This window comes from Pyxidicoccus sp. M6 (genome assembly GCF_055568925.1).
In genome coordinates this window covers 6840738-6854573 of record NZ_CM145714.1, presented here as the reverse complement: position 1 = coordinate 6854573, position 13836 = coordinate 6840738, and the positions used below count along the sequence as shown (strand labels likewise).

Here is a 13836-nt window from a genome sequence, read left to right as displayed (position 1 = left end):
TCAGGCCCGCTCGCACGTACCAGGGTGGAGGCCTGCGAGCTCACTTGAGTCCCTCGGGAGCACGACACCCCCGAGGGACTCCGGACCCGGCGTGATTCAGTGCCCCTGCCGCCCCGCGGGTGCGGGGACGAGCTGCGGCACCGCCTCGTCGCCCGCCGTGTCCAGCGTGGGCGCCGTCCGCTTCCGGGCGATGAGCAAATAGATGGCCGGCACGAAGTACAGGGTGAACAGCGTGCCGATGGCCATGCCCGTCACGAGCACGAGCCCGATGCTGTTGCGCGCCGCCGCGCCCGGGCCCTCGACGAGGACCAGCGGGAAGTGGCCCGCCACCGTCGCCACCGACGTCATGAGGATGGGGCGCAGACGCTCGGACGCGGCCTCCCTCACCGCGTCCAGCTTCGACCTCCCCTCCTCCTGCAGGCGGTTGGCGAAGTCCACGATGAGGATGCCGTTCTTCGCAATCAGCCCCACCAGCGTCACCAGTCCCACCTGCGAGTAGATGTTCAGGGTGGTGGTGAAGCCGTCGGTGAAGAAAGCCATCATCGGGTTGGGCATCTTCAGGAACGTGGTCAGCAGCGCGCCGAACAGCGCGAGCGGCACCGAGCCCATGAGGATGATGAGCGGATCCCTGAAGCTGTTGAACTGCGCCGCGAGCACCAGGAAGATCAGCACCACCGCGAGGGCGAAGGCTGCGAGGAACTTGTTCCCCTCCACCCGGAGCTGCCGCGACTCACCCGTGTAGTCGATGCGGTAGCCCTTCGGCAGGATCTTCCCCGCCTCCGTCTCCAGGTAGGTGAGGGCCTCGTCCAGCGGCCGGATGGCCACGCCGCTCAGCTTCACGGAGTTCAACTGCTGGAAGCGGTTGAGCGAGCGCGGAGCCACCGTGTCACGCAGGGTCGCGATGGAGGACAGCGACACGAGCTGCCCGTTGGGGCCCGTCACGTACACGTCGTTCATCTGCTCGGGGTTGAGCCGGGACGCCCGCAGGAGCTGCGGGATGACCTTGTAGCTGCGCCCGGAGATGTTGAAGCGGTTGACGAAGTTGCCGCCCATCGCCGCGCTCAAGTCCTGGCCCACCGTCCCGAGGTTCAGCCCGAGCTGAGCCACCTTCTCACGGTCGACCACGACCTCCGACTGGGGCTGGTCGATCTTCACGTCGATGATCGGCGGGAAGGCGAACAGTCCGCTCGCAGCCGCCTTCTCCTGGAGCTGGTTCGCGAACGCCAGCAGCTCGCTTGCCTCCGCGGTGGAGGCGATGACGAACTCCACCGGGAAGTTGCCGCCGCCCGGGAGGGCCGGAGGCAGGAGGGGGAACGTCTGGACGCCGGGGATGACGCCGAGTCGTTGCTGGGTCTCCGCGAGCACCGCCGCGGCGGAGCGCTCGCGCTTCTCCCACGGCTTCAAACCCAGGCCCCAGAAGCCTCCACCCGGGTTGGTGATCTGGAAGCTGAACTGGGACTCCGGCATCTCCATCAGCGTGTCGTTCACCTCACGCACGAACGGGCTGAGCTGTTCCAGCGTGGAGTTGGACGGGGTGTTGACGATGCCGAAGATGATGCCCTGGTCCTCCGTCGGAGCGAGCTCCGCCGGCGACTGCGAGAACATCAGGAACGCGAGCACGCTGAGCACGACCCACATCGTGTAGACCACCGCGCGTGCACCCAGGGCCCGATCCAGCGAGCGCGAGTACGCGGCCCGCAGGCGCGCGAAGCCGCGATTGATGAACCCCGACAGCCCCTGGTTCTCGTGGCCCGCCTTCAGGAGGTAGGCCGACATCATCGGTGACAGGGTCAACGCCACCACGCCGGAGAGCGTGACGGCGCCCGCGAGCGTGAGCGCGAACTCGCGGAACAGCGAGCCCGTCAGGCCGCCCTGGAACGCGATGGGCGCGTACACCGCGGCGAGCGTAATCGTCATCGCGATGATGGGGCCGACCAGCTCGCGCGCACCCTTGAGCGCCGCGTTCAGCGGGCTCAGGCCCTCGGCCATGTGACGTTCCACGTTCTCCACGACGACGATGGCGTCATCCACCACGAGGCCCACGGAGAGCACCACCGCGAGCAGCGTGAGCAGGTTCACCGTGAAGCCGAACATCTGCATCAGGAACACCGTGCCGATGAGCGACACCGGAATGGCCACCACCGGAATCAGGATGGAGCGCACGGAGCCCAGGAACAGGAAGATGACCACCACGACGATGAGGAGCGTCTCAAGCAGCGTCCCGACCACCTCGTCGAGCGCGTTCTGGATGTACTCCGTGGCGTCGAAGGCGACGTCCGCCTTGAGCTGCTCGGGGACCTCGCGCTTGAGCGAATCCATCTCCACGCGGATGCGCTTGATGACGTCCAGCGAGTTGGCCGTGGGCAGCGCCCAGATGCCGATGAACACCGCCGTCTGCCCGTTGAAGGCGACGTCGGTGTCGTAATCCTCGGCGCCCAGCACCACCTCCGAGATGTCCGCCAGCCGCACCACCGCCCCGCCGTCCTGGCGGATGATGAGTTGCTTGAACTCCTGCACCGAGCGCAGGTCCGTGTTCGCCGTGAGGTTCACCTGCACGAGCGAGCCCTTCGTCTGGCCCACGGCGGCGAGGTAGTTGTTGGCGGCGAGCGCCTGGCGCACCTGCGCCGGGCTGATGTTGAGCGCGGCCATCCGGTCCGGCTTGAGCCAGATGCGCATGGCGAACGTGCGCGCTCCGAGGAGGTCCGCGCGCTGCACGCCCTCCACCGCCGTCAGCCGTGGCTGCACCACGCGCACCAGGTAGTCCGTAATCTCGTTCTGCTTCAGGAACTCGGAGGAGAAGCTGAGATAGGCCGCGGCGAACTGGCTCTCCGCCGACTCGATGTTGATGACGGGGACCTGGGCCTCGGGTGGCAGGTCTCCGCGCACCTGGTCCACCTTGGCGCTGATCTCACTGAGCGCCCGGTTGGCGTCGTGGTTGAGCTTGAGCCGGGCGCGGATGATGGAGACGCCCTGCGAGCTCTGGGACTCGACGTAGTCGATGCCATCCGCCGAGGCGACGGCGCGCTCCAGGGGCGTGGTGATGAAGCCGCGGACGAGCTCCGCGTTGGCGCCGACGTAGACCGTCGTCACCGTGATGTCGGCGCTCTCGCTGCGCGGGTACTGCCGCACGTTGAGGGACTGGATGGCCTGCAGTCCCGCGATGACGATGAGGAGGTTGACCACCAGCGCCACCACGGGCCGGCGGATGAAGAGCGATGTAAAATTCATGGCGGTCTTCCCGTGCTCTACCGGTCCACCGGCTGCGGCGCGGCCTCGGGCTTTGGCGCCTGCGCGTCGTTGATGAGGACCGTGCCGCCATTGCGCAGCTTGAAGGCGCCGTTATTGGCCACGACCTCGCCCGCCGTCAGGCCGGACGTCACCTCGACGAAGTCACCCCGCCGCTCGCCCAGGCGGACGAAGCGCTGCTGGGCCACGGGGCTCGGCTTGCCGGCCGCGTCCTTGCCGTCCACGATGACGAACACCGAGTCGCCGTACGGCGCGAAGAGCACGGCCGTCGCCGGAATGGCCACGACGGTCTTCTTGCCCTCCGCGAGCACCTCGACGTTGGTGAACATGCCCGGCAGCAGGCGCCCGTTCGGGTTCGGCACGGTGGCGCGCATGCGCACGTTGCGCGAGGAGACCTCCACCTCGGGGTTGATGGTCGTGAGCTCGCCGTCCCACATCTCGCCCGGGAACACGTCCACGCGAACGCGGACCTTCTGCCCCACCCGCGCAGCCGACAATGCCTGCTGCGGCAGGAGGAACTCCACGTAGACGGGGTCCACGGACTGGAGCGAGGCGATGGGAGAGCCCGGGGAGATGACCTGCCCCAGCTCCACCTGCCGGATGCCGATGCGCCCATCGAACGGTGCGCGGATGACCTTCTTCGCGATGACAGCGCGCAGGTTGGCGGCCGCGGCGTCCGCCTGCACGGAGCGGGCCTGCGCGGACTCGAGGTCGGACTGCGTGTTGGCGCCCTGCCCGTGGAGCGTCTTGACGCGGGCCAGCGTCAGCCGGGCCAGCTCCGCGTCGGCCTCGGCGCCGGTCAACTGCGCCGCCTCGCTGGTGGTGTCGAGCTTGAGGAGCACCTGGCCCTTCTTCACCACCGAGCCATTCTCGAAGCCGATTTCACGGACGATGCCGGACATCTCGGCCCCGAGCGTCACGCCGCGCACCGCGAGGACGGAGCCCACTGCATCTCGGGCTGCCTGCCACTCCACGGACTCGGCCTTGGCCGAAGTCACGGCCTCGGGAGGTGGGACGAAGGAGGACCCCGCCTGAATCATCGCGCCAATCTGCATCGCCTTGATGCCGATGAGCACGCCGACGATGGCGAGCAGGGCCAGGATTCCAAGAACCCAAGACTTGCGGTTGCTTTTGCGAACGGGTTGCGAATCGAGAGGCTGCGCAGCCTCGGAAGGAGCTGTGGCGTGGGAGGTCATCAGCGGAACTCAGCAGGGGGTGTTGTGGGCGACCCCTCTATACGATTCGCCCTCGGCGCGTGCCTGCGAAAGTGACGCACCCCCGGAAGGTTTCGCTGTGACGGCGGTCTCCCGTCATTCCTGACAGAAAAAATGCGCCACCCTGACGCTACGGGTGTCTTGCGGGAATGCGCTCACGCCGGGACGAGCTGGTCCGCGATGCGCGCCAGGTCCGACACGGAGGTGACGACCACCGCCTGGTGACAGTGCTTCTCGTAGGTGAGCATCTCGCTGTCGCCGATTCCCCAGTTGCCCCGCTCCTCGGGGCAAATCCAGAGGAGGCGCTTCGCCTTGCGGCGCAAGTCTTTCAGGGCCCACGCGTTATTCGCGTTGTAGTTGTTCCGCCCGTCGCCAATCACCATGACGGTGGTGCGGCGGGTGATGCTGCCCAGGTGGTCGCGGGTGAAGTCCGCCAGCGCTCGGCCGTAGTTGGAGTTGGCGCTCAAGGACACCGTCTTGCCCGCGGTGGCCATGTCGATGGCCTCGTCCACGTCCAGGTCCTTGAAGTACTGCGTCACCTCGCCCACGTCAGACACGAAGACGAACGAGCGCACACGCACGAACAGCGACTGCAGCGTGTGCATGAACAGGAGCATCATCCGCGACGCGTTCCGTACCGAGTCCGACACGTCGCACAGCACCACGAGCTCCGGGCGCTCCGGCCTGCGGCGGCGGAACTGCGGCACCATGGGCACCCCACCCCACGGCATGTTGCGGCGCAGGGTGCGGCGGACATTCAGCGCGCCCCGGCGATACGAGCGCTGCTTGCGGATGAGCCGGCTGCGCAGCTTCTCCGCGAGCGTGCGGACGGCGGACTCCATCTGGTCCACCTCCGCCTGCGTGAGCAGGTGCAGCGGCTTGTCCTGCACCGTGTCCGTGCGGCGGCGGATGCGGGCCTCGGCCTGGCGCTTCACCTCCTGGCGCGCGGCGTCTTCAATCTTCCGCATCGCGGCGGCGACGTGACGCGAGACGATCTCCACTCCCTCAGGCGCGAGGCCGCGCGCACGCAGCTCGTCCTCCAGCGACTTCATGTCGGAGCGGGCCTTCTCCATGCCCGCCCCGGCCAGCAGGCGCCGCGAGAAGAAGCCGGCCTGGAGCGGGCTCTCCAACTGCGACAGGTCGAGCTGGAGCGAGGCCATCCGGAAGATCTGCGCCAGTCGCGCCCGGTCGCCTTCGAGGATGGCCTGGGTGAGCGGCGACATCTCCGGGAGGAGCTGGGCCATCTGGATGATGACCATCTTCAGCAGGTCGCCCTCCAGGTAGCCCTCTTCCTCGAGCTGCTTCGCGAGCGACTTGTCGATGCCCTCGAACGTCTTCGCCGCGCCGGAGAAGTAGAAGTCGAACGCGCGGTTGAAGGTGTCCACGTCCAGCTCGCGCTTCACCAGCGTGGTGCGGAGCACCGAGCGGAACAGGCTCCGGTCCTTCAGTCCCACCTCCGTCGTGGCGCGCAGCGCGTCCTGGACCTCGGACGTACTGACGCGCACGCCGTTCTGGCGGAGCACTTCGGCGAACTCGACGATGCGGGCATCCACCTGACCATCATGTCCGCGCGGGGCTCCGGTGCAATCCGGAATGCAGCGAGCGTGAGCGGGCGGTCGTCTCCTCCCCTGCTACACGCGGTGTAATCACTAAAATTTCTCGGATTACAGGTTAAGCGATTCCTCGTCCGTCGAGAACGTCGGGTTGTGCCCCGGGAGCCCGCGCCTGGTGCAAAGCCCCAAACGCACAATCAGTGCGGGCTCGGCTTCGGTGGGATTTCCTCCGCCTCGCCCCCGCCCGAGAGCGGGAGCAGTGGAATGAACGTTCCTTCCGCGGCCTGCGCCGCCCGGACCGGCCCCACCTTCGGCTGGTGCGGACTGGCGTGAATCAGGCGCTCCGCTCGAAGGACATGACGGCCTCCACGTGGTGCGTCTGGGGGAACATGTCCACCACCTGGAGGGCCAGGGGCTTGTAGCCCGCCTCAACCAGCCCGGCGGCGTCGCGCGCGAGCGAGGCCGGGTCGCACGCCACGTACACCACGCGGCGCACGCCCAGGGCCGTCATCCACTTCGCCAGGCCGGGCGCTCCGGTGCGTGGCGGGTCCGCGAGGCACACGTCGAACTTCCTCCCCTCGGCCACCAGCCCGTCGCACGCCTTGCGCGCGTCGCCCTGGATGAAGCGCACGTTGTTCACCCCACCCTCGCGCGCGCTGCGCTGGGCCAGCTCCACCCCCACGGGCGAGGACTCCACGCCCAGCACCGACGCCGCGCCCGCCGCCAGCGGGAACGTGAAGTTGCCGTTGCCCGAGTACAGCTCCAGCACGGCGTCGCCGTCCTTCGCGCCCAATTCGTAGATGGCCGAGGTGACGAGCCCCACGTTGGCCTCCGCGTGCGCCTGCGCGAAGGCATCCGGCCGCAGGTACAGCGGCACCTCCGGCCGCAGCGGCGAGTACGAGCGCAGCGCCGGCTTGCCCAGCACGCGCGGCGAGCCCTCCTTCGGTGTCAACACCGCGCCCTCCAGACGCAGCGTGCGCACCGCGGCCTCGGCCGCCTCCACGTGCCGCGCCGTCACCGACCCGGTGAGGTTCACGGCGAAGGCGGCCTTGTCGCCCTCGGCCAGCAGCAGCACCTCCTCGGTGTCCTTCGCCAGCGGCTTGAGCAGCGGAGCCAGCTTCCCCGGCAGCTCCGTCAGCACGGGCGTCAGCGCACCGCACTCGGACACGGGGACGCGCTCGTGGCTGCGCCGCCCGAAGTAGCCCAGCGTCCCCTTGCCCGTCGGGTGCAGCACCGCGCGGCGCCGGTAGCCCCAGTCGCGAGGCGCCACCATCAGCGGGCGCACGGTGAAGGACTCCCTCGGCAGGTGCCCCAGGTGCTCCAGGGTGGAGAGGACGATCTCCTGCTTCGCGGCGCGCTGGGCGGACTCGGTGAGCCCCAGCCAGTCACAGCCGCCGCATTCGCCGGCCCACGGGCACTGCGGCTCACGCCGGTCTGGCCCGGGCTTCACCACCTGCCGCAACAGCCCGCGCAGCACGCGGCCCTGCGTCTCCAGGTGTACTCGCACGGTGTCGCCGGGGAACGCTCCGGGGATGAACACGGTGCGTCCCTGCCAGGAGGCCACGCCCTCGCCGAGCTGGCCCAGGCGCTCAATCGTCAGTTCAACGGGAGTCTCAGGTAACGGCAGCATTCACAGGCTCGGTGGGCGGCGCCCTGCACCGAGCGCCGCCAGTCACTTCCGGGTCGCGACGACATCTTCCGAGGGGAACTCCGTGCGCAGGCGCTCCACGAACTCCCCGATGCGCGACCGCTTCTCGTCGTCAACGTCCACGAACTCCACCGCCATCCCCGGTGACTGATTGGCGGAGGCGGCGCCCAACGCGTTGGTGCGCGTCACCCGGCCCTTGAGCTCCACCGGGAAGTGCGCGCCGGGCAGCGTCACCAGCAGCCGCACCACGGTGTCCACCGGCAGCGGCTTGTCGGTGTTGATGTACAGCCCACCGCGCGACAGGTTGACGGCCCAGTCCGTCACGAAGCCGGTCACGCTGCTGTAGGCGACGGGCAGCTCGTACTCGACGCGCGGCGCGCGGTCGTTGGGGTTGGGCTTCTGTGAAGTCTCGGACATGGATGGAGTCCCCCGCGGGCCGTCACGTCACGCCCGCGGGAGAGCACCCTATCCCCGTGCGCTCAGAATTTCATCTCGCGCACGTCCGGAGCCACCTTCAGCTTGGGCTCCGTGAGCTTCTGCACCTGCTCCACCGTCACGCCGGGGGCCACCTCGCGCAGCACCAGCCCCTCGGGCGTCACGTCGATGTACGCGTGGTCCGAGACGATGTGGTGCACGCACTTGAGGCCCGTCAGCGGCAGCGAGCACTTCTTGAGAATCTTCGGCTGGCCTTCCTTGTTGGCGTGCTCCATGGCCACGTAGATGCGCTTGGCACCCACCGCGAGGTCCATGGCGCCGCCCATCCCCTTCACCATCTTCCCGGGGATCATCCAGTTGGCCAGGTCACCCTCTTCGCTGACCTCCATGGCGCCGAGCACGGCCATGTCGATGTGGCCGCCGCGAATCATCCCGAAGGACAGCGCGGAGTCGAAGAACGACGCGCCCTTCACCGTCGTCACCGTCTCCTTGCCGGCGTTGATGAGGTCCGGGTCCTCGTGCCCGGCGACGGGGTACGGGCCGATTCCGAGCAGGCCGTTCTCCGACTGGAGCACCACCTCCACGCCGGCCGGGATGTAGTTGGGGACGAGCGTGGGGATGCCGATGCCCAGGTTGACGTAGAAGCCGTCGCGCAGCTCCTTGGCGATGCGCATCGCAATCTGTTCACGAGTCAGTGCCATGGGCTCCTCACGCCTGCTTGCGGACGGTGCGCCGCTCGATCCACTTCTGGAGGTTCTTCGCCTGGACGATGCGCTTCACGAAGATGCTCGGGATGTGCACCTGGTCCGGGTCGAGCTCGCCGGGCTGCACGATGTGCTCGGCCTCGACGATGGTCACCTTCGCGGCCATGCACATCATCGGCGAGAAGTTCCGCGCGGTCTTGTTGAACACCAGGTTGCCCCAGGTGTCCGCCTTCCACGCGTGGATGATGGCGAAGTCCGCCTTCAGCGGCGTCTCCAGGACGTGGAGACGGCCGTCAATCATGCGCGTCTCCTTGCCCTCGGCCACCTGCGTTCCGGCGCCCGTCGGGGTGAAGAAGCCGCCGATGCCGCAGCCGCCGGCGCGGATGCGCTCGGCCAGGGTGCCCTGAGGGTTCAGCTCCACCTCCAGCTCGCCGGAGAGGAACTGCCGCTCGAACTCCTTGTTCTCTCCCACGTAGCTGGACACCATCTTCTTCACCTGCTTGTTCTGAAGAAGGATGCCGAGCCCGAGCTCGGTGGTGCCGCAGTTGTTGGAGATGATGGTGAGGCCCTTCACACCCTTGCGGTGCAGTGCCTCGATGAGGTTCTCCGGGTTGCCGCACAGACCGAAACCGCCGCTCATGAGCGTGCAGTTGTCCGGGATGTCGGCGACCGCCTCGTCCGCGTTCGCGTAGACCTTGTTCATCCGCCCTCCCGATATGGAAACGGGGTGAAGGCCCGGGAAGGCCCCCACCCCGCCCCTCTCCCCCGTCAGGGAGAGGGAGAGATTACCGCTCCACCATCAGCGCGATGCCCTCGCCGCCGCCGATGCACAGCGACGCGACGCCACGCTTCTTGCCCAGGTCCTTCATCGTCTGCAGCAGCGTCACCAGCACGCGCGCGCCCGAGGCGCCAATCGGGTGGCCGAGCACCACCGCGCCGCCGCGCACGTTCACCTTCGCCGGGTCCAGCCCGAGGAGGCGGTTGTTGGCGATGGACACCACCGCGAACGCCTCGTTGATCTCCCACAGGTCCACGTCGCCCGCGGCGAGGTTCTTCTTCTTCAGCAGCTTGTTGATGGCGTCCGCCGGGGCAATCGTGAACTCCACCGGCTTGCGCGCGGCCTGGTCATAGCCGGTGATGCGACCGAGGATGGTGCGGCCCTCCGCCTTGGCGCGCTCCTCGCTCATCAGCACCAGCGCCGCGGCGCCGTCGTTGATGGAGGACGCGTTGGCGGCCGTCACCGTGCCGTCCTTCTTGAAGACGGGCTTCAGGCCCGGAATCTTGTCCGGCTTCGCGTTGCGGGGACCCTCGTCCTCCGTCACGGTGACGATGTCCTCCGGCTTCTTGCCGGGAATCTGCACGGGGACGATCTCCGCCGTGAAGAGGCCCTCCTTCTGGGCCTGGATGGCGCGGCGGGTGGACTCGACCGCGTACTCGTCCTGCTGGGCGCGGCTGATGCCCTGCGAGGTGGAGCACTCCTCCGCGCACAGACCCATGTGGACGTTGCCGTACACGTCCCAGAGGCCGTCGTGGATCATCGCGTCCTTGAACTCCACGTTGCCCATGCGGGAGCCGCCGCGCATGGTGTGGCTGAGGTAGGGCGCGTTGCTCATGGACTCCATGCCGCCGGCGACGACGACGTCCGCGTCACCCAGGGCAATGGCCTGCGCGCCCGCGATGACGGCCTTGAGGCCGGAGCCACAGACCTTGTTCAGCGTGGTGGCGGGAACTGCCTCCGGGATGCCGGCGAAGATGGTCGCCTGGCGAGCGGGCGCCTGGCCGACGCCAGCCTGGAGCACGCAGCCCATGATGACCTCCTGGACGGCCTCGGGCTTCACACCCGCGCGCTCCAGCGCCGCCTTGATGGCGATGGCGCCCAGCTGCGGGGCCGTCAGCTTGGAAAGCGAGCCCTGGAAGGAGCCGATGGGAGTACGGGCCGCGCCCACGATGACGACTTCACGAGCCATGAAAACTGCCTCCGTTCGAGGATGACCGATGAGCTTCGGTAACAGCGACGGGGGCCCTTATCACCGGGCACTCCCTGGAGTTCAAGCGTCCTCGCTCGGGCTCCAGACGGGAGCGTCCACTGCGTGCAACGCACTGCGCCAGCCTTTGTAAGCCCTTGAATGTACAGGGCCCGAAATCCGAGCAGGACACCCGGCTCCCGCCCGACCGGTCGGACGGCGCGACCGCGAACATGAATGTGACGTCATATTCACCACGTCACGCTCCAGTTCATCACACGCAGGTCCCACCCCACGGTGGTGAGGTGGTGCCCGTCGGGATGCCACGCGGTGCCTTCCAGCCAGTCGCCATGCACGCGGTCCTCGCTGAAGACGAGCAGGCCCAGCCGGGTGTCCCAGATGAGGAGCCGCCCCGCATGGGTGCCGCCCGAGATGAACCGGCCGTCGGGGCTCCAGGCCAGGCCGTCGGGGAACTCGCCGCCCACCAGGTTCGCGGCGAGCGCGCCGGACGCCACATCCCAGATGGCGGTGGCCCCCAGCTGTCCCCTGGCCACCAACTGACGCGCGTCCGGACTGAAGGCGGCGCTTCCGGTGAGCGGGGACGTCACGCCCTCGGCCTTCACACGCTGACGCGCTCCCGAAGCGGCCTCCCATCGCGTCCAGGAGAGGTTCCTCCACGCGATGAGGAGCTGGCCTCCATCCGGCGTCCAGGTCATCGCCTCCGCCGTCATCTCCCACGGGGGGGAGGACGTCTCCTGGAAGTACGCCACCCGGTCCCCGGTGGCGGTGTCCCAGATGCTCACCCAGCCGTCCTCGAAGGCGTTCGTGTCCGGCTCGTACCGGGACCCCACGGCGGCGAGCCGACTTCCATCCGGACTCAGGGCCACCTGGTCGACCCTGATGCCGTGCTGCCACCGCGGGCCCGCGGGCGTGCCATCCGCGTTCCACAAGCGCACGGCCCCGTCATCCGCGCCCGAGGCGAACCGGTGCCCCGCCGCGTCCCAGGACAGGGCATTCACGGCCGACACATAGGGCGGGTTGTTGTACGCGACCAGCTCGTGGAGCGGCTCCCCCCGCGTGCCCCACAGCCGCACGCTCCCGTCCAAGCCGCCCGTGGCCAGCACGTCTCCAGCCGGGCTCCAGGCCGCGACGCGGGTCGGGGCCCTGTGCGCCGTCAGCTCCAACCGGCTCGCGGTGCCGCTGGCCGCGTCCACCGTGACGACGCTGACCTCCAGCGGAAACGACGAGGCCGCCGCGAACACCGGCAGCGTGGGATGGAAGCGCAGGTTGCGAAGGCCTCCGCTGGGCAGGACGCCGGGGACCTGCGCGACGAGGGTGCCCGACTCCGCATCCAGTACGAGAAGGCTCTGGCCCTGGTCGCTCACCACGAGCCACCGGCCGTCCGGGCTCCAGTCCAGCGCCGACACCTGCGACTCGGGCGCCGTCAGGACGGCGAGGGGCTCGGCCTCGCCCGGAGCGAAGACCCGGACCTCGCCCTCGAAGCCCACCGCGTAGCGGTCGCCCTTCGGGCTCCACGCGAAACCCCGGCCCTCCAACTGGTCCACCTGCTCCGATTCGAGGTCATGCACTTCCACGCCGACGATGGAGTTGAAGCGCTCGACGCCGAGCCGCCGCCCATCCGGGCTCAGCGCCACCCGCTCCACGTCCCGCCCCACGGTGTGCTGCCCCACCAGCGCCCACGTGGAGGTGTCCCACAACTGCACCGCGCCCGTTTGGTTCGCGCTGACCAATCGCTTGCCATCCGCGCTCCAGGCGACCGCCTCCACGGTGTTCCCCGTGAGGCCCCGCAGCTCGTGCACGGTCTCCCACGTCGACGGGTCCAGGATGAGCACCGTGCCGTCCGACATGCCCGTGGCCACGAGCCCATTCGCGCCGCTCCAGGCCAGCGACACGTAGCGCGTGATGAGCCGCCGGCTCACATGCTTCACGTCGGCGGTCCGCGCATCCCAGACGCGCAGCATCCCCTCGGCCCCGGAATCCACCGACGCGACCAGGCCCCCGTCCGGGCTCCACGCGAGCTCCCTCACACCGTCCGCGCCGATGCGCCCCCAGTCCAAGGCGAGGCGCACGTCGGGCAGGAAGCGGGCAACGCACATCCGATTCTTCACGTGCTCGAGCTGGAGCTCCTTGTCCGGGCTGGCGCAGTCGCCCGCCCAGCCGCCGAAGCGCCAGCCCGCGCGAGGCGCCGCGCGCAGGGTGACCAGCTCCGCGTCCGCGAAGCGCACCGAGCAGGTGGGCCCCGGGCACTGCATGGCGGCGGGGATGCTCGTCACGTCGCCCTCGCCCACCACCGTCACGTCGAGCATGAAGTTCGTGGGCTTCCGCTCGAAGCGCGCCACGCACCGGACGTCTCCGCGCAGCAGCACCTGGAACCGCGAGCCCGGCCCGCCGCACGCGCCTTCCCAGCGAGAGAAGCCCCAGCCCACGGCAGGGGTGGCTTCCAGCAGCACCCAGGTGTCTTCCAGATAGGTGGCCTCGCAGGACGTGCCACAGGAGATTCCATCCGGCTCGCTGCGAACCGAGCCCTCTCCCTCGAGCGCGACGGTGAGCACCGGGCCCGAGGGCGAGGCCCGCACGTGGACCTGGACCGGCTCGGACCAGGGACCGGGCTGCCCCGCGCCGTCCTGGGCGCGGCAGCGCACCGCGAAACCGCCCGGCTGGGCGTACGCATGCTCCACCTCCACCGGCGTGCCCGACTCCGTCGCGGTGACGATGACACCCGTGGGCTCGGAGCCATCGCCCCAGTCGAAGGCGTAGCCCAACAGGGCCGTCTCGGCGTCCAGGGATGCACACTGGAAGCGCAGCGGCATGCCCACCGCGCCGGTGGCGACGAGGGCTTCGAGGCGGGCCTGCTGCGGCGGCGTGTCACGCGGGGCCCGGTCATCGTCGCAGGCGGACAACACGCCCACGGCGAGGACCAGGGTGAGCAGCAGACCGGAGCGGACGAGGGGCCACGACACGGGGCGGGTATGCATACAGTTCGTTCCCTTGCGCCCCGGCCCCGGAATGCGCGCGAACAGGTGACGTAGCCGCGCCTCCGGAGGAAGTCAA

9 protein-coding genes are annotated in these 13836 nt (G+C 69.0%); all 9 read right to left on the bottom strand.

Annotated elements, in window-relative coordinates:
- Positions 1 to 96: 96 nt before the first annotated feature.
- Complete coding sequence (locus tag ACVTJA_RS27390) at positions 97 to 3228, bottom strand: efflux RND transporter permease subunit (protein WP_465823898.1); 3132 nt, start codon at positions 3226 to 3228, stop codon at positions 97 to 99.
- Positions 3229 to 3245: 17 nt separating this feature from the next.
- Positions 3246 to 4442, bottom strand: a complete 1197-nt coding sequence (locus ACVTJA_RS27385) for an efflux RND transporter periplasmic adaptor subunit (protein WP_465823896.1) — start codon at positions 4440 to 4442, stop codon at positions 3246 to 3248.
- Between the two features lie 173 nt (positions 4443 to 4615).
- On the bottom strand, positions 4616 to 6013 hold the full coding sequence (locus tag ACVTJA_RS27380) for a VWA domain-containing protein (protein WP_465823894.1): 1398 nt from the start codon (positions 6011 to 6013) through the stop codon (positions 4616 to 4618).
- 334 nt (positions 6014 to 6347) lie between these two features.
- Positions 6348 to 7643: a class I SAM-dependent RNA methyltransferase gene (locus ACVTJA_RS27375; RefSeq protein ID WP_465823892.1), complete on the bottom strand. Its 1296-nt coding sequence runs from the start codon at positions 7641 to 7643 to the stop codon at positions 6348 to 6350.
- 42 nt (positions 7644 to 7685) lie between these two features.
- Positions 7686 to 8078: a TIGR02266 family protein gene (locus tag ACVTJA_RS27370; protein WP_465823889.1), complete on the bottom strand. Its 393-nt coding sequence runs from the start codon at positions 8076 to 8078 to the stop codon at positions 7686 to 7688.
- A 62-nt stretch (positions 8079 to 8140) separates the two neighbouring features.
- Complete coding sequence (locus ACVTJA_RS27365; RefSeq protein ID WP_465823887.1) at positions 8141 to 8797, bottom strand: CoA transferase subunit B; 657 nt, start codon at positions 8795 to 8797, stop codon at positions 8141 to 8143.
- 7 nt (positions 8798 to 8804) lie between these two features.
- The gene (locus tag ACVTJA_RS27360) at positions 8805 to 9503 is read right to left on the bottom strand and encodes a CoA transferase subunit A (RefSeq protein WP_465823884.1); all 699 of its coding nucleotides are present in this window, start codon (positions 9501 to 9503) and stop codon (positions 8805 to 8807) included.
- Between the two features lie 82 nt (positions 9504 to 9585).
- Positions 9586 to 10767 carry a thiolase family protein gene (locus tag ACVTJA_RS27355; protein ID WP_465823882.1) on the bottom strand — a complete coding sequence of 394 codons (1182 nt, stop codon included), beginning with the start codon at positions 10765 to 10767 and terminating at the stop codon, positions 9586 to 9588.
- A 248-nt stretch (positions 10768 to 11015) separates the two neighbouring features.
- Positions 11016 to 13760 (bottom strand): WD40 domain-containing protein, encoded by a 2745-nt coding sequence (locus ACVTJA_RS27350; protein ID WP_465823880.1) that lies wholly within the window; start codon positions 13758 to 13760, stop codon positions 11016 to 11018.
- Between the last annotated feature and the right edge of the window lie 76 nt (positions 13761 to 13836).

Excerpts from the sequence above, each read along its gene's own strand:
- ACVTJA_RS27390 (WP_465823898.1), bottom strand. The coding sequence starts at position 3,228 with ATGAATTTTACATCGCTCTTCATCCGCCGGCCCGTGGTGGCGCTGGTG.
- ACVTJA_RS27385 (WP_465823896.1), bottom strand. The coding sequence starts at position 4,442 with ATGACCTCCCACGCCACAGCTCCTTCCGAGGCTGCGCAGCCTCTCGAT.
- ACVTJA_RS27375 (WP_465823892.1), bottom strand. The coding sequence starts at position 7,643 with ATGCTGCCGTTACCTGAGACTCCCGTTGAACTGACGATTGAGCGCCTG.
- ACVTJA_RS27370 (WP_465823889.1), bottom strand. The coding sequence starts at position 8,078 with ATGTCCGAGACTTCACAGAAGCCCAACCCCAACGACCGCGCGCCGCGC.
- ACVTJA_RS27365 (WP_465823887.1), bottom strand. The coding sequence starts at position 8,797 with ATGGCACTGACTCGTGAACAGATTGCGATGCGCATCGCCAAGGAGCTG.
- ACVTJA_RS27360 (WP_465823884.1), bottom strand. The coding sequence starts at position 9,503 with ATGAACAAGGTCTACGCGAACGCGGACGAGGCGGTCGCCGACATCCCG.
- ACVTJA_RS27355 (WP_465823882.1), bottom strand. The coding sequence starts at position 10,767 with ATGGCTCGTGAAGTCGTCATCGTGGGCGCGGCCCGTACTCCCATCGGC.
- ACVTJA_RS27350 (WP_465823880.1), bottom strand. The coding sequence starts at position 13,760 with ATGCATACCCGCCCCGTGTCGTGGCCCCTCGTCCGCTCCGGTCTGCTG.